This is a genomic window from Streptomyces sp. NBC_01171 (assembly GCF_045039805.1).
Taxonomy (GTDB): domain Bacteria; phylum Actinomycetota; class Actinomycetes; order Streptomycetales; family Streptomycetaceae; genus Streptomyces.
On record NZ_CP108609.1, the window covers coordinates 4,252,236 to 4,278,905 of the forward strand.

At 70.9% G+C, this 26,670-nt stretch carries 22 protein-coding genes and 1 pseudogene; 7 read left to right on the plus strand and 16 right to left on the minus strand.

Translation table 11 applies throughout. The features are described 5' to 3' along the window. Positions 1-364: 364 nt before the first annotated feature. The gene (locus tag OG448_RS19645) at positions 365-610 is read right to left on the minus strand and encodes a hypothetical protein (protein ID WP_405555538.1); all 246 of its coding nucleotides are present in this window, start codon (positions 608-610) and stop codon (positions 365-367) included. 315 nt (positions 611-925) lie between these two features. On the opposite strand from OG448_RS19645, the gene OG448_RS19650 reads away from it, so the two are divergent. Continuing rightward, positions 926-1,453 (plus strand): universal stress protein, encoded by a 528-nt coding sequence (locus OG448_RS19650; RefSeq protein WP_161191216.1) that lies wholly within the window; start codon positions 926-928, stop codon positions 1,451-1,453. 234 nt (positions 1,454-1,687) lie between these two features. Here OG448_RS19650 and glmS read toward each other — a convergent pair whose 3' ends face one another. Both glmS and OG448_RS19660 read right to left on the minus strand, forming a co-directional pair. Beyond that, positions 1,688-3,505: a glutamine--fructose-6-phosphate transaminase (isomerizing) gene (glmS, locus tag OG448_RS19655; RefSeq protein WP_405555541.1), complete on the minus strand. Its 1,818-nt coding sequence runs from the start codon at positions 3,503-3,505 to the stop codon at positions 1,688-1,690. Positions 3,506-3,530: 25 nt separating this feature from the next. Beyond that, entirely contained in the window at positions 3,531-3,788 is a 258-nt protein-coding gene (locus OG448_RS19660; RefSeq protein ID WP_030816599.1) for a hypothetical protein, read from the minus strand. Between the two features lie 165 nt (positions 3,789-3,953). Here OG448_RS19660 and OG448_RS19665 point away from each other — a divergent pair, with 165 nt between their 5' ends. Continuing rightward, positions 3,954-5,522, plus strand: a complete 1,569-nt coding sequence (locus tag OG448_RS19665; RefSeq protein ID WP_405555549.1) for a purple acid phosphatase family protein — start codon at positions 3,954-3,956, stop codon at positions 5,520-5,522. A 167-nt stretch (positions 5,523-5,689) separates the two neighbouring features. Here the strand turns inward: OG448_RS19665 and OG448_RS19670 are convergent. Further along, a pseudogene (locus tag OG448_RS19670) lies at positions 5,690-5,806 on the minus strand (Tat pathway signal sequence domain protein); the annotation flags it as partial. Between the two features lie 118 nt (positions 5,807-5,924). Here OG448_RS19670 and OG448_RS19675 point away from each other — a divergent pair. After that, positions 5,925-7,529: a beta-N-acetylhexosaminidase gene (locus OG448_RS19675; RefSeq protein ID WP_405555551.1), complete on the plus strand. Its 1,605-nt coding sequence runs from the start codon at positions 5,925-5,927 to the stop codon at positions 7,527-7,529. A gap of 108 nt (positions 7,530-7,637) precedes the next feature. Here OG448_RS19675 and OG448_RS19680 read toward each other — a convergent pair whose 3' ends face one another. The 10 genes from OG448_RS19680 to OG448_RS19725 form a co-directional block, all read right to left on the minus strand. Beyond that, positions 7,638-9,416 carry an IucA/IucC family protein gene (locus OG448_RS19680; protein ID WP_405555552.1) on the minus strand — a complete coding sequence of 593 codons (1,779 nt, stop codon included), beginning with the start codon at positions 9,414-9,416 and terminating at the stop codon, positions 7,638-7,640. Next, positions 9,413-9,943 carry a GNAT family N-acetyltransferase gene (locus OG448_RS19685; RefSeq protein ID WP_405555553.1) on the minus strand — a complete coding sequence of 177 codons (531 nt, stop codon included), beginning with the start codon at positions 9,941-9,943 and terminating at the stop codon, positions 9,413-9,415. Before OG448_RS19685 ends, OG448_RS19680 begins: the two co-directional genes overlap by 4 nt. Next, a complete protein-coding gene (locus tag OG448_RS19690) occupies positions 9,940-11,214 on the minus strand; it encodes a lysine N(6)-hydroxylase/L-ornithine N(5)-oxygenase family protein (protein ID WP_405555555.1) in 1,275 nt (424 codons plus the stop codon). The genes OG448_RS19685 and OG448_RS19690 overlap by 4 nt, the downstream gene beginning before the upstream one ends. Continuing rightward, positions 11,198-12,640 (minus strand): lysine decarboxylase DesA, encoded by a 1,443-nt coding sequence (desA, locus tag OG448_RS19695; protein ID WP_405555557.1) that lies wholly within the window; start codon positions 12,638-12,640, stop codon positions 11,198-11,200. Before desA ends, OG448_RS19690 begins: the two co-directional genes overlap by 17 nt. A gap of 131 nt (positions 12,641-12,771) precedes the next feature. Continuing rightward, positions 12,772-13,617: a siderophore-interacting protein gene (locus tag OG448_RS19700; protein WP_405555558.1), complete on the minus strand. Its 846-nt coding sequence runs from the start codon at positions 13,615-13,617 to the stop codon at positions 12,772-12,774. A 42-nt stretch (positions 13,618-13,659) separates the two neighbouring features. Further along, a complete protein-coding gene (locus tag OG448_RS19705) occupies positions 13,660-14,706 on the minus strand; it encodes an ABC transporter substrate-binding protein (protein WP_405555560.1) in 1,047 nt (348 codons plus the stop codon). Between the two features lie 118 nt (positions 14,707-14,824). Beyond that, positions 14,825-15,985 (minus strand): acyl-CoA dehydrogenase family protein, encoded by a 1,161-nt coding sequence (locus OG448_RS19710; protein ID WP_405555562.1) that lies wholly within the window; start codon positions 15,983-15,985, stop codon positions 14,825-14,827. A gap of 5 nt (positions 15,986-15,990) precedes the next feature. After that, a complete protein-coding gene (locus tag OG448_RS19715) occupies positions 15,991-16,941 on the minus strand; it encodes a hydroxymethylglutaryl-CoA lyase (RefSeq protein WP_405555563.1) in 951 nt (316 codons plus the stop codon). Continuing rightward, on the minus strand, positions 16,942-18,876 hold the full coding sequence (locus tag OG448_RS19720; RefSeq protein ID WP_405555565.1) for an acetyl-CoA carboxylase biotin carboxylase subunit: 1,935 nt from the start codon (positions 18,874-18,876) through the stop codon (positions 16,942-16,944). It abuts the gene before it with no gap. Positions 18,877-18,891: 15 nt separating this feature from the next. Further along, positions 18,892-20,508, minus strand: coding sequence for a carboxyl transferase domain-containing protein (locus OG448_RS19725; RefSeq protein WP_405555567.1), 1,617 nt, complete (start codon positions 20,506-20,508; stop codon positions 18,892-18,894). 86 nt (positions 20,509-20,594) lie between these two features. Here OG448_RS19725 and OG448_RS19730 point away from each other — a divergent pair, with 86 nt between their 5' ends. From OG448_RS19730 to OG448_RS19745, 4 genes are all read left to right on the plus strand, one after another. Continuing rightward, positions 20,595-21,197: a TetR/AcrR family transcriptional regulator gene (locus OG448_RS19730; protein WP_405555569.1), complete on the plus strand. Its 603-nt coding sequence runs from the start codon at positions 20,595-20,597 to the stop codon at positions 21,195-21,197. 112 nt (positions 21,198-21,309) lie between these two features. Then, complete coding sequence (locus OG448_RS19735) at positions 21,310-22,467, plus strand: acyl-CoA dehydrogenase family protein (RefSeq protein WP_350900368.1); 1,158 nt, start codon at positions 21,310-21,312, stop codon at positions 22,465-22,467. 36 nt (positions 22,468-22,503) lie between these two features. Further along, complete coding sequence (tesB, locus tag OG448_RS19740; protein ID WP_405555572.1) at positions 22,504-23,370, plus strand: acyl-CoA thioesterase II; 867 nt, start codon at positions 22,504-22,506, stop codon at positions 23,368-23,370. 393 nt (positions 23,371-23,763) lie between these two features. Continuing rightward, positions 23,764-24,210 (plus strand): hypothetical protein, encoded by a 447-nt coding sequence (locus tag OG448_RS19745; protein ID WP_405555573.1) that lies wholly within the window; start codon positions 23,764-23,766, stop codon positions 24,208-24,210. Positions 24,211-24,281: 71 nt separating this feature from the next. Here OG448_RS19745 and OG448_RS19750 read toward each other — a convergent pair whose 3' ends face one another. Together OG448_RS19750 and OG448_RS19755 are read right to left on the minus strand one after the other, a co-directional pair. Then, positions 24,282-25,070, minus strand: coding sequence for a phosphatase (locus tag OG448_RS19750; RefSeq protein ID WP_399572906.1), 789 nt, complete (start codon positions 25,068-25,070; stop codon positions 24,282-24,284). 71 nt (positions 25,071-25,141) lie between these two features. After that, complete coding sequence (locus tag OG448_RS19755; RefSeq protein ID WP_405555575.1) at positions 25,142-26,635, minus strand: PucR family transcriptional regulator ligand-binding domain-containing protein; 1,494 nt, start codon at positions 26,633-26,635, stop codon at positions 25,142-25,144. Between the last annotated feature and the right edge of the window lie 35 nt (positions 26,636-26,670).

Below are 26,670 nucleotides of genomic sequence, written 5' to 3' on the forward strand. Positions count from 1 at the left end.
CGCGGCTCCCTTTACGCTTCGGGTCTGTCGCTCCTGCACGTTTCCCCTCGGTCCTGCACGAGTCCCCCGCCGTAAGACATCAAGATCGAAATCTACTGGCTCCCGCGGTCTGTCGGTGGCCAGTTCCACACGCGGTGCATTGTCGACATGACAACTTGGCGTGAAGCATTCGATCACGAAGGGTTGCACTCGTGGGGCGTGCAGGGAAGTACGCCTGGGCGGGGTGGCCAAACCGCATAGGGTGCGACGGGTCGAACGACCCCTGTTTGTGCAGGTGGAACGGGGGTTGAGGGGTGGTTGGGACCCCTCCGGAGCGATATTAGGAACTTGGCTGAAAACCAGCGTTCGAGGGTGCGGAAACCGGTCAGTCGACCGGTGTACTGGCTCTCGTGTGATCTGCGACTCCCCGCGCGGCCTCCCGCAGCGAGCGACGCAGCAGCGTCCGGCAGGCGACGGTGACGCCGGCCAGTCCCAGCCCCGCCCCCACGGCCGCGACCGGCGCCGTACCGCACCACAGCAGGACCACCGGCACCAGCACGCAGGCGAACACCGCCCAGCCGATCACCTCGCGCGCGGCGTCGGGGCCGGGCGTGGAGCGGGGTGCGGGCATCTATGGGCTCCCTGGGGACGTCGGTTGCAGGGGGTTCAACGCGCGGACAGCCGGACGGTCACCCCATGCCGGGGCGGGTCCCGGCAAAACCGCCTGTACGGGGCAGCGACCATTGCGTAAGGGGCGCCGCTCGTGCATGCTCCCTGGAACCCCTGGGGACGTCCCGGAGGGCCGCTCACGGAGCGTGTGCGCGAACTGCGACGGGGAGGCGTGCCGCCGTACCCTTGGGGGTATGGGCATGGGAAGACCTTTCCCGGACACAGCTCCGCCGCACGATGTCCCCCTTCATACAAGGATCACGACGCCGAGACAGCCATGGCCGGTCACGAATTCTTCGAACCCGCGGACCGCAAGCGGCCGGTAGCCGAACCCACGGCGGCCGAGCCCCTGGCGGCGGAAGAGGCACGCCCTTCCTGCGATCCCGCCTTCCGGCACGGAGTGGTCGTCGGCTTCGACGGCTCCACCTCCAGTGAGCGCGCCCTCGCCTACGCGGTCGGCATGGCCCACCGCTCCGGCTCGGGTCTGATCATCGTCCATGTGGCCAACCGGCTGCCCACCACGGTGTGGGCCGGCTGCGAGCCGCCCGTCTTCGTGGACGTCCCCGACCACCGCACCGAGGTGCTCGGCCTGGAACTCGCCTGCGCCGACCATCTGAGCGAGGTGCCGTGGATTCTCGTGGAGCGCGGCGGCGACATCTGCCATGAACTGGAGGAGGTCGGGCGGGAGTACGAGGCGGACGCGATCGTCGTCGGCTCCACGCACGGCATCGCCGGGCGCATCTTCGGCTCCGTGGCGGGACGGCTCACCAAGCGGGCCCGGCGGCCCGTCATCGTGATCCCCTGACGCCTCAACTTCCCCTCTTGGGCACCCAGTTCGCGCACCGTGAAGCTACTCGCGCGTAGGGGTGTCCCTCGTCCCCTTGCCGGGCATACAACGGCCGACGCCGCAGGCGAAGTCGTGCTGCCGGCCGGTGGGTGACGGCCACCGGCCGAGGACAGTGGCACGGGCAGCGGCACGGAAACGGACCCCCACGACGGCTCGCGCGAGGGTCCGTTTCTCTGTGTTCGGGGCGTGGATCTACTCCACCGTCACCGACTTGGCCAGGTTGCGCGGCTTGTCGATGTCACGGCCCAGCACCTTCGCCGCGTGGTACGCGAGGAGCTGGAGCGGGATGCCCATGAGGATCGGGTCCAGCTCGTCCTCGTTCTTCGGGACCACGATGGTCCGGTCCGCCTTCTCCTGCTCCTGGTGGGCGACCGCGAGGATCTTGCCGCTGCGGGCCTTGATCTCCTCCAGCGCGGCGCGGTTCTTCTCCAGCAGGTCGTCGTCCGGGACGATGGCGACCGTCGGCAGGGCGGGCTCGATCAGGGCCAGCGGGCCGTGCTTCAGCTCGGAGGCGGGGTACGCCTCGGCGTGGATGTAGGTGATCTCCTTGAGCTTCAGGGACGCCTCGCGGGCGACCGGGTAGCCCCGGACACGGCCGATGAAGAGCATCGAGCGGCTCTCCGCGTACTCCTCGGCCAGCTCGCGGACCAGCTCCTCCTGCTTGAGGATCTCGGCGATCTGCGAGGGCAGCTTGCGCAGGCCCTCGATGATCCGCTTGCCGTCGCGCACCGACAGGTCACGGGTGCGGCCCAGGTGCAGCGCGAGCAGCGCGAAGGCGACCGTGGTGTTGGTGAAGCACTTGGTGGAGACCACGCACACCTCGGGCCCGGCGTGCACGTAGATGCCGCCGTCGGCCTCGCGGGCGATGGCCGAGCCGACCACGTTGACCACACCGAGGACGCGGGCGCCCTTGCGCTTCAGCTCCTGCACGGCGGCCAGCACGTCGTACGTCTCACCGGACTGGGAGACCGCGATGTACAGGGTGTCGGGGTCGACGACCGCGTTGCGGTAGCGGAACTCGGACGCCGGCTCGGCGTCGGCGGGGATGCGGGCCAGCTCCTCGATCATCTGGGCGCCGATCATGCCCGCGTGGTACGAGGTGCCGCAGCCGAGGATCTTCACCCGGCGGATGCGGCGGGCCTCACGGGCGTCCAGGTTGAGGCCGCCCAGGTGCACGGTGGAGAAGCGGTCGTCGATGCGGCCGCGCAGCACGCGGTCCACGGCGTCGGCCTGCTCGTGGATCTCCTTGTGCATGTAAGTGTCGTGGCCGCCCATGTCGTAGGAGGCGGCCTCCCACTCCACGGTGGTGGGCTCGGCGCTGGTGCGGGTGCCCTCGGTGGTGTAGGTGCGGAAGTCGTCGGCCTTCAGGGTGGCCATCTCGCCGTCGTCCAGGGTGACGATCTGGCGGGTGTGGGTGACCAGCGCGGCGATGTCCGAGGCGACGAACATCTCCTTCTCGCCGATGCCGAGGACGACCGGGGAGCCGTTGCGGGCCACCACGATGCGGTCGGGGAAGTCGGCGTGCATCACGGCGATGCCGTAGGTGCCCTCGACCACGCGGAGCGCCTCGCGGACCTTGTCCTCCAGCTTCTCGGCGCTCGCGCGGGCGACGAGGTGGGTGAGGACCTCGGTGTCGGTGTCGGAGAGGAACTCGACACCGTCCGCCTCCAGCTTGCGGCGCAGGTCGGAGGCGTTGTCGATGATGCCGTTGTGGACGACGGCGACCTTGTCGTCGGCCGACATGTGCGGGTGGGCGTTCACGTCGGAGGGGGCGCCGTGGGTGGCCCAGCGGGTGTGGGCGATACCGGTGGTGCCCTTGAAGCGCGCGGGGACCTTGGCCTCCAGGTCACGGACCCGGCCCTTGGCCTTGACCATCTTCAGACCGGCCGACTTCGGGGAGGAGACGACGATGCCCGCCGAGTCGTAGCCCCGGTACTCCAGGCGCTGGAGACCCTCCAGCAGCAGGGGGGCGACGTCCCGCTTACCGATGTATCCGACAATTCCGCACATGTATTAGCTCCCTCACCCTGGCTTCTCAGCCATAGACCATGCGGCGCAACTGCCGGAGCGTGAGCTCCGGCGGCGCCACCGCGCGGTATTTCAGGTCCGCATCGATCCGTTCGAAGATCGCCGCGTTCTGCAGGCCCTGGGCCTGCAGTTCTCGGTGTCGACGACGGACGTAGTCCTGGGTCGTCTCGTCGAAGAAGGCGAGCACGTCCTGTATCACTCGCAGCGCCTCGCCCCGGCTGAGCGGGGTCGAGCGCGTCAAATGATCGACAAGTTCCTCGTGCACCCGGTAGATCTTCGGGTACGGGCGCCGGTTTCGCAAGAATCGTGCCCGATTCCGGGCAGGCGCCTGTTGGCGCGCTCATGGCGCGCTGTTCGCCCGGTGTCCACTTCCCGTCCGGTACGGCGTTGCCGCCGGCCACGAGTTTTGCTGGTCATGGACATTCCTCGTATGGGCGTACCCGAGAAGCTGGCCGAGCGGATGAGCATGGCCGAGCGGCACGAGTACCTGCGGAGCAGATTCTCCCGGCGCACCCTGATCAGGGGCGGCGCCGTCACCCTCGGCACCGTCGCGGGCGGCGCCTTCGTGCCCGGCGCCGCCACCCCGGCCGCCGCCGCGACCCCGACCCCGGCCCCGCGGGCCGCCGAGCACGTGGACGGCGCGCTGGCCGCCCCCTTCGGCCGCCACCTGGCCTGGGGCAACGACCCGCGCACCGAGGTCACCGTCTCCTGGCAGGTGCCGGTCGCCGTGAAGCGCCCCTTCATCCGGATCGGCGCCCACCCCTGGGACCTCTCCCGCAGGATCGACGCCGAGGTCCGCGCCCTGCACACCCCGGCCGGTGTCGGCGCGAGCGGCGACCACACCCAGTACTACGTGCACGCGAAGCTGAGCCGGCTGCGCCCCGGCCAGACCTACTACTACGGAGTCGGCCACCACGGCTTCGACCCCGCCGAGCCCCACCTGCTCGGCACCCTCGGCACCTTCACCACCGCCCCCGCCCACAAGGCGCCCTTCACCTTCACCGCCTTCGGCGACGAGGGCGTCGGCTACCACGGCCTCGCCAACAACGCCCTGATCCTCGGCCAGAACCCCGCCTTCCACCTGCACGCGGGCGACATCGCCTACGGCGACCCCGCCGGCGCCGGCAAGGCCACCGACACCGGCTTCGACTCGCGCACCTGGGACCAGTTCCTGCACCAGACCGAGTCCGTCGCCAAGCAGATCCCCTGGATGCCCGCCTACGGCAACCACGACATGGAAGCCTGGTACTCGCCCAACGGCTACGGCGGCGAGGAGGCCCGCTGGTCCCTCCCGGACAACGGCCCCGACGCGGCCGACCTGCCCGGCGTCTACTCCTTCGTCTACGGCAACACCGCCGTCATCTCCCTCGACGCCAACGACATCTCCTACGAGATCCCGGCCAACCTCGGCATCTCCGGCGGCACGCAGACCACATGGCTGGAGGCGCAGCTCAAGAAGTACCGGGCCGCGCGGGACGTCGACTTCGTGGTGGTCTTCTTCCACCACTGCGCCTACTGCACCTCCACCGCGCACGCCTCCGAGGGCGGGGTGCGCCAGGAGTGGGTGCCGCTGTTCGAGAAGTACACCGTGGACCTGGTCATCAACGGCCACAACCACCAGTACGAGCGCACCGACGTGATCAAGGGCGACACCGTCGTCAAGAAGCTGCCCATCGGCGGCACCGCCTACCCCGAGACCGAGGGCGTCGTCTACGTCACCGCGGGCGCGGCCGGCCGCAGCCTGTACGCCTTCACCGCGCCCGACACCTACGAGGGGCACGAGCACGAGGTGGAGTCCGTCTCCTCCTTCGTCAACCTCAAGGACGGCAAGCGGCCCGAGACCGTCGCCTGGTCCCGGGTGCGCTACCTCGACTACTCCTTCCTGCGCGTGGACGTGAACCCCGCGCCCAGGGGCCGGCACACCACGCTGACCGTGTCCGGCATCGCCGAGACCGGTGAGCGCATCGACCACTTCACGGTGTCCCGCAGGGCGAAGTAGACCCACGCGCCCGCGCGGAAGGCCGGGTCGCGCCGCCGGCCGGAGCGGGAGGTCCTCACAGCCGACCGAGGGCCGCCCGCTCGGCCGGGGCGAACTCCCCCTCGGTGAGCGTCTCTTCGCGGTGCGGCTCGCCCGGTTCGCGCAACCGCCGCACCAGCGCGTCAGGGCCTCCGTGGCCGCCGCCCCTGCTCGAACGAGACACCGGGCAACGCGGGCAGCGGTACGCGGAGTTCGCCCAGCTCACGACGGAACGGGCTGACGTTCCCGTCCCGCCCCGGTGTCAACCGCGGGGCGTCGCCGTCGAGAACAAGGGGCCGTCCCGCTGGACGGTTGCCACCACGGGGGGATCGTTTTCCCGGATCTGCGGGAGAGTGGTCTCGACCAAATCCGAAGGGAGCGCATGTGAGACGGCACCACGGCACCACTCCCCGAACGACCCGAATCCTCGGATCACTGCTGCTTGTCGCCGCGGCCGGTGTCTTCACCTTCGCCGCGAACCCCGCCGCGCAGGCGGCCGCCCCGCCCGCGCTGGACCGGGTGGTCCCGGCACCCGCCTCGGTCGAGCCGGGCGGAATCCCGTACCGCATCACCCGCGAGACCGGCGTCCGGGTGGACGGCTCCGCCGAGGTCCGCCGGATCGGCGCCTACCTCACCGGCATCCTGCGGCCCTCCACCGGCTATCCGCTGCCGCTCACCGACCACGGCGGCGGCAGAGGCATCCGACTCCGCCTCCAGAAGGGCGACTTCGGCGCCGAGGGGTACCGGCTGCACAGCGGAGCCGGTGGCGTCACCATCACCGCCGCCGCCCCCGCCGGCCTCTTCCACGGCGTGCAGACCCTGCGCCAGCTCCTGCCGGCGGCCGTCGAGAAGAAGACCGTCCAGCCCGGCCCCTGGCGGATCGCCGGCGGCACCGTCGAGGACCGCCCGCGCTACGCCTACCGGGGCGCCATGCTGGACGTCTCCCGGCACTTCCTCACCGTCGCCCAGGTCAAGCGCTACATCGACCAGCTCGCCCTCTACAAGATCAATGAGCTGCATCTGCACCTCAGTGACGACCAGGGCTGGCGTATCGCCGTCGACTCCTGGCCGCGCCTGGCCGGATATGGCGGCTCCACCGAGGTCGGCGGCGGCGCGGGCGGCCACTACAGCAAGGCCGACTACCGGGAGATCGTCCGGTACGCGGCCAGCCGCTATCTCGAGGTCGTCCCCGAGATCGACATGCCCGGCCACACCAACGCCGCCCTCGCCTCCTACGCCGAGTTGAACTGCGACGGCGTGGCGCCCCCGCTCTACACCGGCACCCAGGTCGGCTTCAGCTCGCTGTGCGTGCCCAAGCAGGTCACCTACGACTTCGTGGACGACGTGATCCGCGAGCTGGCCGCGATCACCCCGGGCCGCTATCTGCACATCGGCGGTGACGAGGCGCACTCCACCAGCCACGCGGACTACGTGACGTTCATGGACCGCGTGCAGCCGGTCGTCGCCAAGTACGGCAAGACGGCCATCGGGTGGCACCAGCTCACCGGCGCCCATCCGGTCAAGGGCGCCCTCGCCCAGTACTGGGGCCTGGACCGCACCAGCGCGGCGGAGAAGGCGCAGGTCGCCGAGGCCGCGCGGAACGGCACCGGGCTGATCCTGTCCCCGGCCGACCGGGTCTACCTCGACATGAAGTACACCAAGGACACCCCACTCGGCCTGGACTGGGCGGGTCTGGTGGAGGTGCGGCGGTCCTACGACTGGGACCCGGGCGCCTATCTCGACGGAGTGCCCGCCTCGGCGATCAGGGGTGTGGAGGCTCCCCTGTGGTCGGAGACGCTGAAGAAGTCCGCCGACCTCGAGTACATGGCGTTCCCGCGGCTGCCGGGCGCGGCGGAGCTGGGCTGGTCACCGGCCGCCACCCACGACTGGGACGCCTACCGGGTGCGGCTGGCCGCGCAGGCCCCGCGCTGGGACGCCCTCGGCATCAACTACTACCGCTCGCCGCAGATCCCCTGGCCGGCGGACTGACGGGCTGACGGGCCGGCGGACGGACCGGCCGGCCGAGGACGAGCCGACGAAAGGGCGACGGGCACCCCGGAGGACCGCACTCCGGGGTGCCCGTGCGTCGGTGCGGGTTCAGAACCCGGCGAGGGGGTTCTCCAGGCGGCCGACGAGCTGGAGCGCGCCGGACGGGTCGGCGAGGTCCACCATCTGCCTGTTGTTGCGGAGCTGGAGCCGGTTCAGGCAGGACAGCGCGAAGTCCGGGGCGAACATGTCGTACCGCTCGAACTTCTCCGCGAGCTGCGGGTTGGCCTTCTGGTACTCGCGGGTGATCTCCGCGACCGTCTCCCAGAACGCGTCCTCGGTGAGCACGCCGTCGGCGGCCAGGTTGGCGGCCAGGAAGCGGAAGAAGCAGTCGAAGACGTCCGTGAAGATCGACAGCAGCTTCTTGTCCTCGGGCACCTCCACCCGGATGCGCTGCACCTCCGGCGGCAGGGCCGCGTCCGGGTCCATGACGGCGATCTCCTCGGCGATGTCCTTGTACACCGCGCGCCGGACCGCGCCGTCCGCCAGCACCAGGATGACGTTCTCGCCGTGCGGCATGAACACCAGGTCGTAGGCGTAGAAGCTGTGCAGCAGCGGCACGTAGTAGGCGCGCAGGTAGTCGCGCAGCCAGTCGGCGGGCGTCTGCCCCGAGCGCTCGATCAGCGCGCCCGCGAACGAGGCGCCCTCGTGATCGGTGTGCAGCAGGGAGGCCATCGTCGCCAGCGACTCGCCCTCGGCGAGGCGGGACACCGGGGACTCCCGCCACAGGGCGGCCAGCATCTTGCGGTAGGGGGAGTAGCGGTCGGTGGCCCGCTCGTACTCCAGGTGCCGGTAGCCGACGGCCGCCTCCTCGCGGATGATCGTGAGGCCGGTCGCGGCGAGCACCGGGTCGTTCTCGATCAGCCGGGCCAGCCAGTCGTTGATCGCCGGGGTCGCCTCCATGTACGCGGCCGACAGTCCGCGCATGAAGCCCATGTTGAGCACGGACAGCGCCGTCTTCACATAGTGCTTCTCGGGGTGCGTCCGGTTGAAGAACGTCCGGATGGACTGCTGGGCCAGGTACTCGTCGTCGCCCTCGCCCAGGCAGACCAGGTTGCGGCGGGCCACCTCGGCGGCGAAGGTCACGCTGAGCTTGTTCCACCACTGCCAGGGGTGGACCGGGATCAGCAGATAGTCGTCCGCGTCCAGGCCCTGCCCGGTGAGCACGCCCCGGAACCGCTCCAGAGTGGCCTCGCCCAGCTCGCGCCGGAAGAACTCCTCGTACTCGACGCCCGCACCGGCGGTGAACGCGGCGCGTGAGCGGTGCGCGGCCAGCCAGACCAGTTTCACCGGGCTCGCCGTCTCCGGGGCGTACGCCAGGTACTCCTGGACGCCGAAGCCGAGCCGGCCGTTGTTGGCCACGAAGCAGGGGTGGCCCTCGGTCATCCCGGTCTCGATGTCCTGGAACGAGGCTGCCGCCAGTTCCTTGGCGCTCACCCGGGGCTTGGTCAGCTTGTAGCAGGTGCCCGACAGGGTGGAGGAGATCTCCTCCAGGTACACCGGCAGGATCTCCTCGCTCAGCCCCAGGGTCTCCCGCAGCTCGATGAAGAAGTCCAGTGCGGCGAGCGGCAGTTCGGCGCCCTCGCGGGTGCGGGTGATCGAGCCGGCGTCCACCTGCCAGTGGTCCAGGACCCGGCGCACCGCCGAGAAGCGGTACGAGGTGAGCCCGTCGTCGCTGCGGACGACGTACCCCTCGCCCGAAGCCCCGTCCGGCTCGGGGTTCAGCAGGCGCTCGTGCGCGAACTCGGCGAGGGCCTTGCGGATCAGCAGACGGTTGGCCTGGTCCCAGCGCTCGGGGGAGAGGTGGGCCACGGAGTCGGCCAGGGTCATACCGCCACCCCCGTCGCCGCCTCGAACCGCTCCCGCGTGCAGAAACTCAGCAGGGCGCGCTTCTCCGGCTTCTCGATCTCGCCCTCGGGCACGAACCCGACGGCCTCGTTCAGGGCGTGCACGGCGGTGTTGCGCACATCGGGCTCCACGACCACCCGCTGGGTGCGCGGGTCCGCGAACAGGTGCGCCATCACGGCGGTGATGACCCGCCGGGTGAACCCGTGCACGGGCTTGTCGGTGGGCGCCACCAGGAAGTGCATCCCGACATCCCCCGGCTGGGCCTCGTACAGCCCGGCCAGCTCACGGAGCGCGGGGTCGTAACTCTCCATCAGGAACACCGGCACCCCGTCATCCAGTCCGAGGAAGGCGTGGTGGTGCTCGTCGGCCGCGATCTCCATGTAGGCACGCTCGACGTCCACCAGCGTCGCGTCCTGCATCATCCAGAACGCGGCCTTCGGATCAGTCACCCAGCCATGCACCAGGCTCGCGTCCTTCAGGGGGTCGAGCGGGCGGATCGTGAAGGTCATACGGCGAACTCCTGGAAAGCGATGGTCTTCTCGACCGGGTAGTACTCCGAGCCGAGCAGCTCGCGGACGATGTAGGCGTTGCGGTAGGCACCCATGCCCAGGTCGGGGCTGGTGATGCTGTGGGTGTGGACGCCGGCGTTCTGGAGGAAGACACCGCGGCCGGTGACGTCGATGGCGTAGTTGCGGGCCAGGTCGAAGTTGCCGTGGCTGTCGTAGCGCAGGCGCTCGCGTACCGGCTTCAGGAACTCCGGCTCGCGGTACCGGTAGCCGGTGGCCAGCACCAGGCCCTCGCTGTCCAGCTCGTAGTCCTTGCCCTGCTCCTCCTGGCGGAGGGAGAGGGTGTAGGTGCCGTGCTCGTAAGCGGCGCTGTTCAGCGCGGAGTTGGTGAGCAGGCGGGTCTGGACCGGGCCGCCGAGGCTCTTCTGGTAGAGCAGGTCGAAGATCTCGTTGATCAGCTCGCCGTCGATGCCCTTGAACAGGCCCTTCTGCTGCGCGGTGACCCGGTAGCGGGTGTCCTCGGGGAGCGCGTGGAAGTAGTCGATGTACTCCGGAGAGGTCATCTCCAGTGTGAGCTTGGTGTACTCCAGCGGGAAGAACCGCGGGGAGCGGGTGACCCAGTTGAGCCGGTAGCCGTGGACGTCGATCTCGCTCAGGAGGTCGTGGTAGATCTCCGCCGCCGACTGCCCGCTGCCGACCAGGGTGATGGACCGCTTCTTCTGCAGCTCCGCCTTGTTCGCCAGATAGCGGGAGTTGTGGATGAAGTCGCCGCCCAGGCCCTCGCAGGCTTCCGGGATGTACGGCGGGGTGCCGGTGCCGAGGACCAGGTGCTTGGCGCGGTAGGTGTCACCGGCGTCGGTGTGCACCGCGTACAGCCCGTCCTCGAAGGTGACCTCGGTGACCGTGGTGCTGAAGCGGACGCTGGTCAGCTTGTTGGCGGCCCAGCGGCAGTAGTCGTCGTACTCGACCCGCAGGGGGTAGAAGTTCTCCCGGATGTAGAACGAGTACAGCCGGCCTTTCTCCTTCAGGTAGTTGAGGAAGGAGTACGGCGAGGTCGGGTCGGCCAGCGTGACCAGGTCCGACATGAACGGCGTCTGGAGGTGGGCGCCGTCCAGGAACATCCCGGCGTGCCACTCGAAGTCGGGCTTGGAGTCGAGGAAGACGCCGGTCAGCTCTTCGATGGGTTCGGTGAGGCAGGCCAGGCCGAGGTTGAAGGGGCCGAGGCCGATCCCCACGAAGTCGAGGACGGGACTGGCTTCAGGAAGCGCGGTCAAGGGACTCTCCCAGGTACTGCTCGGCGTGGCCGGCGATCAGATCGAGGACGGCGGTGATGTCGGCCGCGGTGGTCTCGGGGTTGAGCAGGGTGAACTTCAGGTAGTGGCGGCCGCCGACCGTGGTGCCCGCGACCACGGCGTCGCCGGAGGCGAACAGCGCCTTGCGGGCGTACAGGTTGGCGCGGTCGATCTCGGCCGGGTCGGTGACGGTCGCCGGGAGGTAGCGGAAGACCAGGGTGGACAGCGAGGGCGCCACGACCACGTCGTAGCGGCGGTCGGCGGCGAGCAGCCGCCAGCCCTCCTGGGCCAGTTCGCAGACCTCGTCGAAGAGTTCGCCGATACCGTCGGCGCCCATCACGCGCAGCGTCATCCACAGCTTGAGCGCGTCGAAGCGGCGGGTGGTCTGGAGGGACTTGTCGACCTGGTTGGGGATGCGCTCCTGCACCATGCGGCGGGGGTTCAGGTAGTCCGCGTGGTAGGTGGCGTGCCGCAGGGTGGCCGCGTCACGGACCAGCACGGCGGAGGAACTCACCGGCTGGAAGAAGGACTTGTGGTAATCGACGGTGACCGAGTCGGCGCGCTCGATGCCGTCGATGCGGCCGCGGTGCTTCAGCGAGGTGAGCAGTCCGCAGCCGTAGGCGGCGTCCACGTGCATCCACACCCCGAACTGCGCGCACAGTTCCGCGATTTCGGGGAGCGGGTCGATGGAGCCGAAGTCGGTGGTGCCCGCGGTGGCGACGACGGCCATCGGGATGAGTCCGTCCTGGGCGCAGCGCTCCAGCTCGTGGGCGAGCGCGAGGGTGTGCATCCGCTTGTCGTGGTCGACCGGGACGACGACGACCGCGTCCGGGCCGAGACCGAGGAGTTTGGCGGACTTCTTCACGCTGAAGTGGCTGACCTCGGAGGTGAAGATGCGCAGTCGGTCGTAGGACTCGGCCTTCGCCTCCTCGCGGGCCAGCAGCAGTGCCTGCAGGTTGGACTGGGTGCCGCCGGAGGTGAACACGCCGTCGGCGGCGCTTCCGAGGCCGATGCGGGCGTTGGTCCAGTCGATCAGTTTCCGCTCGATGAGCGTGCCGCCGGCCGACTGGTCCCAGGTGTCCAGGGAGGAGTTGACCGCGGTGAGCACGGCCTCGCCGACCACGGCCGGGATGACGACCGGGCAGTTCAGGTGGGCGAGGTAGCGGGGGTGATGGAAGTAGACGGCGTCGCGGAGGTAGACCTCCTCCAGCTCGTCCAGCGCGGCGGCGGTGTCACCGAGCGGCTGGTCGAGGTCGACGGAGTCGACGCGGGGAGCGAGGCCGTCGACGGTGACGCCGGTGAACGGGCTTGCGGCGGTGGCGAGTTTGGCCGCCACCCGCTCTACTCCTTCGGTCACGGAGCGGCGGTACGTCTCCGCGGTGAGGCCATTGAGCAGGTGCGAGCGCATGAGGGGGTCCTCCGAGGGAAAACACGAGGGGAGTGAAGTTCCGCGGGCTTCAACTTAGGTAAGCCTAACCTAAGCTGAAGATCTCTAATCGCACCCCTCTGGTGACGCACGTCACTCCGGGGGGCCGCTCCTTACGCGGCGCTCGCGCGGAGCTGTTCCTCCGTCAGTCCCCGCCGCCAGTAGCCGACGAAGGTGACGCGCCGCCGGTCGGTGCCGCGCTCGCCGACGAAGTGCCGCCGCAGTTCACGCACTTGACCAGCCTCGCCCGCGAGCCAGACGTACGGGCGTAGGTGCGCCGGCAGTTGGGCCGCGCGCAGGGCCTGGACGGCCGAGGGGGCGCCCTCGTGCCGCACCAGCCAGGTGACGCGGGCGTCCGCCTCGGTGCGCACGTCCTGGATGTCCCCGGCGTGCGGCACCTCCAGCCAGGCGTGCACGCGGGTGCCCGCCGGCAGTGACTCCAGTACGGCCGTCGCGGCCGGTACGGCGGTCTCGTCGCCCCACAACACCACCAGGTCGGTGTCCTCCGGGGCCCGGAACCGGATGGCCCGGTTGTCGGCGATCGCCGGGCCGAGCAGCAGCACCCGGTCGCCCGCGACGGCACCGGCGGCCCAGCGGGAGGCGGGACCGGCCGGGACCGGGGCGCCGGGCTCGGTGCCGTGGAGCGCGAAGTCGATGTCGATCTCGTCCGGGTCCCGCCGCAGCGCGCGCAGGGTGTACGAGCGCATCACCGCCCGCACGTCGTCCGGGAGTTCGCGCCAGCCGTGCCACCAGTCGTCGCCCAGCTCCAGCGGGACCACCGGTTCGCTCTGCCCCGGCTGCGGCAGGAACAGCGAGAGGGACTGGTCGCGGCCCTCCGAGTGGAACTCGCTCAGCTCGGGGCCGGTGAAGGTGACGCGGAGCAGAGACGGACCGAGCCGCCTCGTCCGGGCCACCTCAAGGGCGAAGAAGCGGAACGGGGCGGCTACGGCCGTCGTCATGGGGGGCTCCTGAACGTCAGGAAGGGGTCATACGGGCAGGGGCTAGCTGACCTTCTTGGCCGTCTCGATGGCCTTGGCGAGGTTCTCCAGCAGCGGCGCGCACTTGTCGTAGGACAGGATCGGCTCGGCGGAGCGGGGGATGACCTGGCCGGCCTTGACGGCGGGCAGCTTCTTCCAGGTCGCCTTGGTGATGTCGGCGGGCTGGATGGCCGAGGAACGGTCGTCCATGATGATGATGTCGGCCGGGTGCTTGTCGACGTTCTCCCAGCTCAGCGTCTCGAACCAGCCGCCGGTGGGCTTCTTGGCCGCCTCGGAGGGCTCGACGAAGTTCACGCCGAGGGACTTGAAGTACTCGAGGTCCGCGGAGAGGTTGGTGCCGGAGACGTAGAACGCGTCCTGCGCGGCGGAGCCGGCCATCACCTTGATCTCGGGGCGGGACTTGGCCGCCTTGCGCAGCCGGGCCGCGGCCGCCTCGAAGCGCTTCTTGGCCTCGGTGATCTTGGCGGACTTGGTGTCGGCGCCGAGGGACTCGGCCAGCTCCCACATCCGCTGGAGGGGGCCGGTGAGCGGGCGGTCGTAGACCGAGACGGCGACGCTGGGCGCCAGCTTGGCTATCTTCCCGGCGGACTCCAGGGGCACGTACCAGAGGGTGCCCTTGGGGTCGAAGGTGGTGGTGATGAGGACCTGCGGGCCGAAGGCCGCGTACTCCTCGACGTTGAACTGGTTGAAGACGTTGCCGAAGACGGTCAGCTTGCTGACGTCCATGTCGCCGGCCTGCACATCGGCCTTGCCGTCCTTCGTCTTGGTCGGGCCGAAGACGCCCTTGACCTCGATGCCGTAGTCGTACAGCGCGGCGGCGACACCGGTGAACGCGACGATCTTCGTGGGCACCGAGTCCAGCTTCACGGTCTGGCCGCGGTCGTCCTTGAAGCTCCACGCTCCGGACCTGCCGGGCTTGGCCTGCCCCTCGGAGCCACCGCTCTTCCCCTTGTCGTCACCACAGGCGGCAAGCGCGGCGCCGAGACCGAGAGCGCCGCCCGCGGCGAGGATGCCGCGACGAGTGAGGTGGGTGGCACGGGTGTGGGGCATGGGTATGACTGCTTTCGACCGGGGCGGACACCGCCTGACCAATTCGAAGCAAGGTTAGCCTAACCTTGCTGTATGTCCAGGGCTGGGGCGCCCGCCCCCGTCGGCCGATTCGCCGGCGTCAGCCAGTCAGGCCCAACTCCCTTGCGATCAGCATGCGTTGGACCTCACTGGTGCCCTCGCCGATCTCCAGGATCTTGGAGTCCCGCCACATGCGGGCCACCGGGTACTCGTTCATGAAGCCGTAACCACCGTGGACTTGGGTGGCGTCGCGGGCGTTGTCGACGGCGACGGTGGAGGAGTACAGCTTGGCGATGGCGGCCTCCTTCTTGAAGGGCTCACCGGCCACCAGGCGGGCCGCCGCGTCGCGCCAGGCGAGGCGGGCGGTGTGGGCCTTCATCTCCATGTCGGCCAGCTTGAACTGGATGGCCTGGTTGCTGCCGATCGGCCGGCCGAAGGCGTGCCGCTCCTTGGCGTACCGCACCGACTCGTCCACGCAGCCCTGCGCGAGCCCGGTTCCCAGCGCGGCGATGGCGATGCGGCCCTCGTCCAGGATGCGGAGGAACTGCGCGTATCCGCGGCCCTGTTCGCCGAGCAGGTTGGCGGCGGGGACCCGGACGTCCTGGAAGGACAGCTCGCGGGTGTCCGAGGCGTTCCAGCCGACCTTGGAGTACGGCGCCGCGACCGTGAAGCCCGGCGTGCCCGAGGGGACGATGATCGCGGAGATCAGCGGCTTGCCGTCCGGCTTGCGGCCGGTGACCGCGGTGACCGTCACCAGGCCGGTGATGTCGGTGCCGGAGTTGGTGATGAAGCACTTGCTGCCGTTGATGACCCATTCGTCGGTGTCCGGGTCCAGCCGGGCCGTCGTACGGGTCGCGCCCGCGTCCGAGCCGCCGTCCGGCTCGGTCAGCCCGAACGCGCCCAGGATCTCCCCCGCGCACAGCCGGGGCAGCCACTCGGCCTTCTGCTCCTCGGTGCCGAAGAGGTGGATCGGCATGGCGCCCAGCGAGACGCCCGCCTCCAGGGTGATGGCCACCGAGGAGTCCACCCGGGCCAGCTCCTCCAGCGCGATGCCCAGCGCCAGGTAGTCGCCGCCCATCCCGCCGTACTCCTCGGGGAACGGCAGCCCGAACAGGCCCATCCGGCCCATCTCGCGGACGATCTCGTACGGGAACTCGTGCCGCTCGTAGAAGTCGCCGATCTTCGGCGCCACGACGTCGTGCGCGAACTCCTCCACGGTGCGGCGGAGTTCCTCCAGCTCGGGGCTGAGGCGGTGGTCCATGCTGATCACTGGTCCTTGTCGGGCTGTGTCGTGGTGCCGAGGGCGCGGACGGTGCGGGAGGGGCTCGGGCGGCCCAGGTGGCCCGCCATCCAGACGCTGGTGGCGGTCAGCGCGTCGAGGTCGACGCCGGTCTCGATGCCGAGGCCGCGCAGCATCCAGACCAGGTCCTCGGTGGCGAGGTTGCCGGTGGCGGACTTGGCGTACGGGCAGCCGCCGAGGCCGCCCGCGGAGGCGTCGACGGTGGTGACGCCGTGCTGGAGCGCCGCGTAGGTGTTGGCGAGCGCCTGGCCGTAGGTGTCGTGGAAGTGGACGCCCAGTTCGGCCGTCGGCAGGCCCGCCTCGTCGAGCAGGGCGAGCAGGGCGCGGACCTGGCCCGGTGTGGCGACACCGATGGTGTCGCCGAGGCTCAGTTCGTCACAGCCCATGTCCCTCAGGGCCGCGCACACCCGGACCACCTGGGGGAGCGGTACCTCGCCCTCCCACGGGTCGCCGAAGCACATCGACACATAGCCTCGTACATGGGCGCCCGCGTCCTTGGCCTGCCGAACCACCGGCTCGAACACGGCCAGCGACTCGTCCACCGTGCGGTTGAGGTTGGCCTTGGCGAAGGACTCGGTCGCGCTGGCGAACACCGCGATCCGGCGCGCCCCGAGCGCGAGGGCCCGGTCCAGACCGCGCTGGTTGGGCACCAGCACCGGCAGCTCGGCGTCCATGTCGGAGACCAGCGGGAATAGCTCCTCGGCGTCGGCCAGTTGGGGCACCCACTTGGGGTGCACGAAGCTGGTCGCCTCGATCGTGGTCAGGCCCGCCTCGCGCAGCCGGCGGATGAACTCCGCCTTCACCTTGGTCGGTACGGCCGTCTTCTCGTTCTGGAGGCCGTCCCGCGCGCCCACCTCGTGGATGCGGACCCGCGTTGGCAGGCCGGGGTCGGGGACGACCATGGGCAGGGCGCTCATTTAAATTTCCTCCTTCGGCGCGATGACGGCCAGCACCTGGTCCATGGCGACCGTGCTGCCGGGCGTCACGTCGAGTTCGGCGACGGTGCCGGCGTGCGGGGCGGAGACGACGTGCTCCATCTTCATCGCCTCCACCACCAGCAGGCTCTGCCCGGCCTCGACCTCGTCGCCCACGGCCACCTTCACCACCGTCACCGTGCCCGGCATGGGCGCGGTCAGCGAGTCGGCGCCCGCGTGCGCGGAGCGGCTCAGCGAGGCGGCGACCGGGTCGTGGTCCCGGACCTGCCAGGCGTCGCCGTCCCGTCCGAGCCAGTCGGCGGCGCGGCGGAAGGTGTGGCGGACGCCGTCCAGGGTGACGCTGACCGTGTCGGGGGTGACGTGGGCACCGGTGCCGCGCACGGCGTGCTCCACAGGCTCCCCGCCGGGCACGCGCATGGGGAACGACACCGGCTTCGGGGTCCCGCTCAGCCGCCATCCGTCCGGTACCGAGAACGGGTCCACCCAGCCGTCGCCCGTGGGGCGCAGCTCCTCCAGGCGTACGGCCGCCGCCGCCTCGTAGACCTCCTCCGGCACCCCGGCCGGGATCAGCTCGTCCACCGCGCGCTCCACCAGCCCGGTGTCCAGTTCGCCCGCCACCACCGCGGGATGCGCCAGCAGCCGGCGCAGGAAGCCCGCGTTGGTCGGGACGCCCAGGGTGACCGTCTCCGCGAGGGCGGCGCGGAGCTTGCGCAGGGCGGTCGCGCGGTCGGGGCCGTAGGCGATCACCTTGGACAGCATCGGGTCGTACAGGCTGCCGACCTCGGTGCCCTCGCTGAGCCCGGAGTCGGTGCGGAGGCCGTCGCCCTGAGGTTCGCGGAGCAGCAGGACGGTGCCGCCGGACGGCAGGAAGCCGCGGGCGGGGTCCTCCGCGCAGATGCGGGCCTCCACCGCGTGCCCGGTGAGCCGTACGTCCTCCTGGGCGAAGCCCAGCGGCTCGCCGGCGGCGACCCTGAGCTGCCACTCCACCAGGTCCAGGCCCGTGATCAGCTCGGTCACCGGGTGCTCGACCTGGAGGCGGGTGTTCATCTCCATGAAGTAGTACGAGGACGGGTCGTTCCCCGGCACGATGAACTCCACCGTGCCCGCGCCCCGGTACCCGCACGAGCGGGCCGCCTGCACGGCCGCCTCGCCCATCGCGGCGCGGGTCGCCTCGTCGAGCAGGACGCTGGGCGCCTCCTCGATGATCTTCTGGTGGCGCCGCTGGAGCGAGCACTCGCGCTCGCCGAGGTGGACCACGTTGCCGTGGCCGTCGGCGAGCACCTGGATCTCGATGTGCCGGGGGCGGTCGATCCACCGCTCCACCAGCAGGGTGTCGTCGCCGAAGGAGGCGCGGGCCTCGCGGCGGGCGGCCGCGATCTCCTCGGCCAGCGCGGCCTCGTCCCGCACCAGGCGCATGCCCTTGCCGCCGCCGCCCGCCGAGGGCTTCAGCAGCACCGGCATGCCGATCTCGCGGGCGGCACCGGCCAGTTCGGCGTCGGTCAGCCCGCTGCCGCTGGAGCCCGGCACGACCGGCACCCCGGCCGCGCGCACCGTCTCCTTGGCGCGGATCTTGTCGCCCATCAGGGCGATGGCGTCGGCGGACGGCCCGATGAAGACGAGCCCCGCCTCCTCGCAGGCGCGCGCGAAGCCGGCGTTCTCGGCGAGGAAGCCGTAGCCGGGGTGGACGGCCTGGGCGCCGGTGCGGGCGGCGGCCTCCAGCAGCCGCTCCACCGACAGATAGCTCTCCGAAGCCGGGGCCGGGCCGATCCGGACGGCCGTGTCGGCCTCCCGGACGTGCCGCGCGTCGGCGTCGGCGTCGGAGAAGACCGCCACCGAGCGCACGCCGAGCGCACGGAGCGTACGGATGACCCGTACGGCGATCTCACCCCGGTTGGCGACCAGCACTGTGTCGAACACGAATTCCCCTCCCTCTCACATCCGGAAGACGCCGAACCGGGGCTCTCCCAGCGGCGCGTTGGCACAGGCGGTCAGGGCGAGTCCGAGCACCTGACGGGTCTGGAGCGGGTCGATCACGCCGTCGTCCCAGAGGCGGGCGGTGGCGTAGTAGGCGCTGCCCTGACTCTCGTACTGCGCGCGGATCGGGGCCTTGAAGGCGTCCTCGTCCTCGGCGGGCCACTCCTCGCCGCGCGCCTCCATCTGGTCCCGCTTGACGGTGGCGAGCACCGAAGCGGCCTGTTCGCCGCCCATGACGGAGATCTTGGCGCCGGGCCACATCCACAGGAAGCGGGGGGAGTAGGCGCGGCCGCACATCGAGTAGTTGCCCGCGCCGTACGAGCCGCCGACGACGACCGTCAGCTTGGGGACGCGGGTGCAGGCGACGGCGGTGACCATCTTGGCGCCGTGCTTGGCGATGCCGCCCGCCTCGTAGTCCTTGCCGACCATGAAGCCGGAGATGTTCTGGAGGAAGACCAGCGGGATGCCGCGCTGGTCGCACAGCTCGATGAAGTGGGCGCCCTTCTGGGCGGACTCGGAGAACAGGATGCCGTTGTTGGCGACGATGCCGACCGGGTGGCCGTGGATACGGGCGAAGCCGGTGACCAGGGTCTGGCCGTACTCGGACTTGAACTCGCTGAAGCGCGAGCCGTCCACCACGCGGGCGATGATCTCGCGGACGTCATAAGGGGTGCGGGAATCGACCGGCACCGCGCCGTACAGCCCGAAGGGGTCGACCTTGGGCTCGACGGCCGCCGTCACCTCCCAGGGGGCGTCCTTGCGGGCGGGGAGGGTGGCGACGATGTTCCGCACGATCCTGAGCGCGTGCGCGTCGTCCTCCGCGAGGTGGTCGGTGACTCCGGAGACGCGGGAGTGGACCTCGCCGCCGCCCAGCTCCTCCGCCGTGACGACCTCGCCGGTGGCGGCCTTCACCAGCGGGGGGCCGCCGAGGAAGATCGTGCCCTGGTCGCGGACGATCACCGCCTCGTCGCTCATCGCCGGGACGTACGCGCCGCCCGCCGTGCAGGAGCCGAGGACGGCGGCGATCTGCGGGATGCCGGCGGCGGACATGCGGGCCTGGTTGTAGAAGATGCGGCCGAAGTGGTCGCGGTCGGGGAAGACCTCGTCCTGCATGGGCAGGAAGGCGCCGCCGGAGTCCACCAGGTAGACGCAGGGCAGGCGGTTGTCGAGGGCCACCTCCTGGGCGCGCAGGTGCTTCTTCACCGTCATCGGGTAGTACGTGCCGCCCTTGACCGTCGCGTCGTTGGCGACGATCACGCACTCGCGGCCGCTGACCCGGCCGATTCCGGCGATGACTCCGGCGGCCGGGGCCTGTCCGTCGTACATCCCGTCGGCCGCGAGGGGGGCCAGCTCCAGGAAGGGGGAGCCGGGATCGAGCAGGGCGTCCACCCGGTCCCTCGGCAGCAGCTTGCCGCGCGCGGTGTGCCGCGCGCGCGCCTTCTCGCCGCCGCCGAGGGCCGCGGCCGCCAGCTTGGCGCGCAGCTCCTCGCCCAGGGCGAGATGGGCCTGTTCATTGGCCTGCCAGGCCGTCGACGCGGGATCCGCCGCGCTCGTCAGCTCCGGTGCCTCGTGCATCCTGCGAACCCCTCACCTTGTTAATGAGCGTTAACGCATTTCCCTCAGGTTAACGACCGCTAACCTCGCTGTCTACAATGACCCGCATGGCCAGCAGAACCGACGCCCCGACCCGGCGCCAGCAGATCCTCAAGGAGGCCGCCCGCCTCTTCGCCGAGCGTGGGTTCCACGGCGTGGGCGTGGACGAGATAGGGGCGGCGGTCGGCATCAGCGGCCCCGGCCTCTACCGGCACTTCCCCGGCAAGGACGCGATGCTGGCGGAGCTGCTGGTGGGCATCAGCGGCCAGCTCCTCACCGGCGCGCGCCGCCGCCTGGCGGAGACGGACGGCCACGCGGGCGCCTCCGAGGTGCTGGACTCCCTCATCGAGGGCCACATCGACTTCGCCCTGGACGACCGCCCCCTGATCACCCTCCACGACCGCGAGCTGGACCGGCTGCGCGACAGCGACCGCAAGCTCGTCCGCCAGCTCCAGCGCCAGTACGTCGAACTCTGGGTCGGCGTCGTCCGCGAGGCCCACCCCGCCCTCACCGAACCCGCCGCCCGCTCGGCCGTCCACTCCGTCTTCGGCCTCCTCAACTCCACCCCCCACCTCGGCCGGGCCGGCACCCTCCCGGGCCGAGCGGTGACCGCGACCCTGCTGCACCGGATGGCACGGGGGGCGTTCGCGGCGGCCGCCGCACAGGCGTGACGAGCGTTACGGTCGCCACCCCCTGGACGCCCTTCCGTACCCGCCGGTAGGCTTGCCTGAGCAAGCGCTTAGACATGCCCTGTGTCATGCCGAGGTACGTGGAGGTGGCGGCGTGCGCCGTACGGTGTTCAACGAGGATCACGAGGCGTTCCGGGAGACTCTCCGGGACTTCATCGAGTCCGAGGTCGTGCCGGTCTACGACGAGTGGTTCGCCGCCGGTCAGGCTCCGCGCGACTTCTACTACAAGCTCGGCGAGCTGGGCATCTTCGGGATCAACGTGCCCGAGGAGTTCGGCGGCGCCGGCATGGACAGCCACAAGTTCGAGGCGGTGCTCTACGAGGAGACCGCCCGCGCGGGCGTCCAGTTCGGCGGCTCCGGCGTGCACGTGCTGCTCGCCCTCCCGTACATCAAGATGCTGGCCACGGACGAGCAGAAGAAGCGTTTCCTGCCGAAGTTCGTCACCGGCGAGGAGATGTGGGCCATCGCGATGACCGAGCCCGGCACCGGCTCGGACCTCGCGGGCATGAAGACCACCGCCAAGCTCTCCGAGGACGGCACGCACTACGTCCTCAACGGCGCCAAGACCTTCATCACCGGCGGTGTGCACGCCGACAAGGTCATCGTCTGCGCCCGCACCTCCGCCCCGAAGGAGGACGACCGCCGGTTCGGCATCTCCCTCTTCGCCGTGGACACCAAGTCCGAGGGCTACTCCGTCGGCCGCAAGCTGGACAAGCTCGGCCTGAAGACCTCCGACACCGCCGAACTCGCCTTCGTGGACGTCAAGGTCCCCGTCGAGGACCTGCTCGGCGAGGAGAACAAGGGCTTCTACTACCTCGGCCACAACCTGGCCTCCGAGCGCTGGGGCATCGCCTTCGGCGCCTACGCCCAGGCCAAGGCCGCCGTCCGCTTCGCCAAGCAGTACGTCCAGGACCGCACGGTCTTCGGCAAGCCGGTCTCCCACTTCCAGAACACCAAGTTCGAGCTGGCCGCCTGCCAGGCCGAGGTGGACGCCGCCGAAGCCGTCGCCGACCGCGCCACCGAGGCGCTGGACGCCGGCGAGCTGACCCCCGCCGAGGCCGCCTCGGCCAAGCTGTTCTGCACCGAGGTCGCCCACCGCGTGATCGACCGCTGCCTCCAGCTCCACGGCGGCTACGGGTACATGAACGAGTACCCGATCGCCCGCCTGTACGCGGACAACCGCGTCAACCGCATCTACGGCGGCACCAGCGAGATCATGAAGTCGATCATCGCCAAGGACATGGGCCTGTAAGGCCCCCGCAATGACTGGCCGGTACAACTACACGACATGAGCCAGGCACTTCAGGACCTCCTCGATCTGCTCGACCTCGAGCGGATCGAGGAGGACATCTACCGCGGCCAGTCCCGCTCCGCCGTCGTCCCCCGCGTCTTCGGCGGCCAGGTCGCCGCGCAGGCGCTGGTCGCGGCGGGGCGCACGGTCCCCGCCGACCGCGCCGCCCACTCGCTGCACGCGTACTTCCTGCGCACCGGCGACCCCGGCGCGCCGATCGTCTACAGCGTCGACCGCATCCGCGACGGCCGCTCCTTCACCACCCGCCGCGTGGTCGCCGTCCAGCACGGCAAGCCGATCTTCCACCTCTCCGCCTCCTTCCAGGCGTACGAGGACGGCCTCGACCACCAGGCCCCCATGCCCGAAGCGCCCGACCCGGCCACCCTGCCGACGTCCCAGGAGCGCCTTCGCGGCTACGCCCACCTCGACCCCGAGGTCGTGGAGCGCTTCCTGGAGGCCCGCGAGGCGATCGACCTGCGGTACGTGGACGAGCCGCCGTACGGGGAGTTCGGCGCCCCGCGCGAGCCGCACAGCCAGGTCTGGTTCCGCGCAAACGGCAAGCTGGACGACGACCCCCTGCTGCACGTCGTCCTCGCCACCTACGTGTCCGACATGACCTTGCTCGACTCGGTGCTGCTCGCCCACGGGCGCGGCGGCTGGGCCGTCGGGGACGTGGTCGGGGCCTCCCTGGACCACGCGATGTGGTTCCACCGCCCCTTCCGCGCCGACGAGTGGCTGCTGTACGACCAGGAGTCGCCGTCGGCGCACGGCGGCCGGGGTCTGGGCCAGGCCCGGATCTACACGCGGGACGGCCGTCTCGCCATCTCCGTCGTCCAGGAGGGCGTGGTCCGCGTACCGCACTGAGGCGTCAAATCCGTTGTCCGGCGCCGGGGTTGACCCACCCCGGCGCCCTCGGTTGCGAGGGTGTCCGCGCAGTGCGGGTGGCATCCGGGACAACCCGTCACTCAGTAGACCGCTCAACAGGACGCGCGACGCATCGGGGACTAGGCTCTATGAGTGAAAGCCGCAGCAACGGTTTGCCCGGCCGACGAGGATTTCGGTGTACCGGACCTCAGCCGCGGCGCCCGGGACGGTCATGCGTCCCAGGGTGTCCCGCAGGCGTCGGCGGTCACCGGACCGTACCGCTCAGCAGACTGCGGACACCTGAAGACCGTGCCGCATCTTCCTTTTCGCGGTGACGGCCATCCACCTCGCGCCCAGATCGGGACCGCGAGAGACGATGGAAGGTTATTTCCCATGCGATCACAGCGCGTGAAGCGACTCGTCGCTCTCTCCGCTTCCGGCCTTCTTCTGGCAGGCGGAGCAGCGATCGGTACGGCGGGCACCGCTTCGGCGACCCAGAACGGCCACCACGGCTCCTACAGCGACGACTACCGGGGTCACCACAACAACTGGAACAACAGCTGGTGGGACAACGACGACGACGACTGGGGCTGGGGCCACAACAACTGGAACAACAACGACTGGGGCGGCCACGGCCACAACGGTTACGGCCACGGCGGCTACGGCAACGGCCATGACGGCGGCTACGGCAACGGCCACGGCGGCGGCTACGGCAACGGCCACGGCGGCGGCTACGGCGGCGGTCATGGCGGCGGCGGCCACGGTGGCGGCGGTCACGGTGGCGGCGGTCACGGTGGCGGCGGTCACGGCGGCGGCGGTCACGGTGGCGGCGGTCACTGACAACAACACCGCAACCTGAGCGAGACGTGCGGCCCCCGAGCGGGGTCGCACTCCCGCGTCAGGGGGCGGGATCAGGCGAGGCCGGCCTGGTCGAGCAGGTACGCCGTCATCGGGTCGTAGTAGCGGGGGCTGACCACGTGGTCGTCCAGCGGGATCGCCACCTGGAGGGTGCCCTCGGCCTCGGCGAGGAACAGCGCCGGGTCGTTGCAGTCGGCGTACCCGGCAGCGTCGACGCCGTGCTGCGCCGCGTATCCGGCCCAGCCGTGATCGGCCACGACGAGGTCCGGCAACTCGCGGCCCTCGCGCTCGAGTCCGGTGAGAATGGCGCGCATCGGCTCCCCGGAGTGGGTGTGCCAGAGGGTCGCGCCGTGCTCCAGCACGGCCACGTCCGCGAACTGCATGACGTACCCCTCGTCGGTCTGCAGCCGCTCCGGGATGACGACGATCTCGCAGCCGGCGGCGCGCAGCGCGGCGGCGGTGGCCCGGTGCACGTCCAGCAGGCCGCCCGGATGCCCGGTGGCGAACAGCACCCGCTGGCTGTCCTCGGCCGCCTTGCGCAACCTCAGCGCGAGCCGCTCCAGCGCGGCGACGGTCAGCTCCGGGTCGATGGTGTCCTGCCCGTACCGGTGCTCGGCGTCGTCGTTCACGCCGACCCGCTCGGCCATCACCGCGAGCACGTCCTGCTCGTCGGTCCAGCGGTCGCCCAGCTCCAGACCGAGCCAGAAATGCCGGTCGCCGTTGGCCAGCCTGCGGTAGTGGGAGAGGTTGTTCTCGCGGGGCGTGGCCACGTCCCCCGCGATCCGCGTTCTCACCAGATGGTCGACGAGCTGAGCACGGCTGGGCGTCCCGGATATCGGCATGCCCCCCATTGTGGGGCAGCGAACGATCCGTCGTCTCCGGGACGCCCCTCTTCCGGGGGACTCCGGACGATCTAGTGGTGGCGCAGGGCGAACCACAGCTCCATGCGGACGTCCGGATCGTCCAGGTCCGTGTCCAGCAGGGCCGCGCAGCGGGTGATGCGCTGGCGGACGGTGTTGCGGTGCACGTCCAGCGCGACCGCCGTACGGTCCCAACTCCCGTGCAGGGAGAGCCAGGTACGCAGGGTCTCGGTGAGCGCCGGACCCGCCGCGAGCGGGGCGAGGAGGGCCCGCGCGTGCTCCTCCGCGTCCGCGCGCGGCACCAGCTCCGTCAGCCCCGGCCGGGCGTCGTGCCGGACCAGCGGGGCGCGGGTGGCGCGAGCGCGGGCCAGCGCGCGGGCGGCCTGCGCGTCGGCGGACGGCCAGTCGGCGGGCTCGGCGGGCGCGCCGACGCCCAGCGTCCAGCCGGGCTGCGCGGCCGGCTCCCGCCCGGCGGGCACGAGGACGCGTACGACGTCACGGCCCAGGTCGATCAGGGGCGAGCCAAGCCCCGCCCCGAGGGCGGCCGCGCCCACGGGGTCGGGGGTGCCGTTCTCCGGCCGGGCGTGCACGACGAGCCACCGCCCGCCGTTCCCCAGCAGCCCGGCCACCTCCGCCGGTGCCGCGCCCAGCAGCAGCCGCACCAGCGCCGAGGAGCGGGCCGCGCCCGCCCCGCTCTGATGCTCGCCGGTCAGCAGGGAGAGCAGTACGGCGGCGACGGAGGCGATGGTGTGGTCCGCCGGTTCGCGCCGCCGGGTGGCCACGCCGAGCACGAATCCGCTGCTCCCGCCGAGGGCGTAGGCGGCGAGCTGGGTGTCACCGAGGGCGTCGGTGGCGGAGGTGGGGGCCTCCCGGGGGGTGTCCGCGGGGCCGGTGTACGGCCGCACCACCGCCGTCAGCTTCCGCAGTGCCTCCTGAGTGCCCGGTACCGGGGCGCGGCCCGCGCTCGCGATCACCGTGCCGTCGGGGCCGTGGAGGAGGGCGTGGGCGGAGAGGCGCTGGGCCAGTTGGCGCAGGACCGAGGGGACCGGGTCGGGGCGGGAGGCGGCGGCCGCCAGGCTCTGCTGGGCCTCCGTGACCCGGCGCAGCTCGGCGAGGCGGGCCTGCGCCATGAGCTGCCACACCGCCCGGGCCACCCCGGAGAACGTGGTCCGGGGCGGTACTTCCAGCAGCGGGAGCCCGTACGCCTCGCAGGCGGCGACCAGCGCGCGCGGCACCGCGTCGTGCACCGGGGCCAGCCCGAAGCCGAGGGCGGCCCCGCCCGCCGCGACGATCCGGGACACGTAGTCCTCGAAGTAGGCGCCCGCCCCCGCCGCCTCGGGCACATGCACCCCCGCCGTCAGCAGCAGCTCGCCGCCCAGCAGATACGGGTACGGGTCGGCCATCTCAGAGGTGTGCGCCCAGTGGATCACGGTGTCCGGGGCCGGGGGACCGGCGATCTGGCGCAGGCCCAGGTCCTCGCGGGCCAGCAGCGCGGACAGCGGCACGGGCGGGGTCGGCGGGACGGCAAGGGTGGTCGGCTCCGACATGGTGTGCACATCCTCCTGTCCACCCCGTTCATATG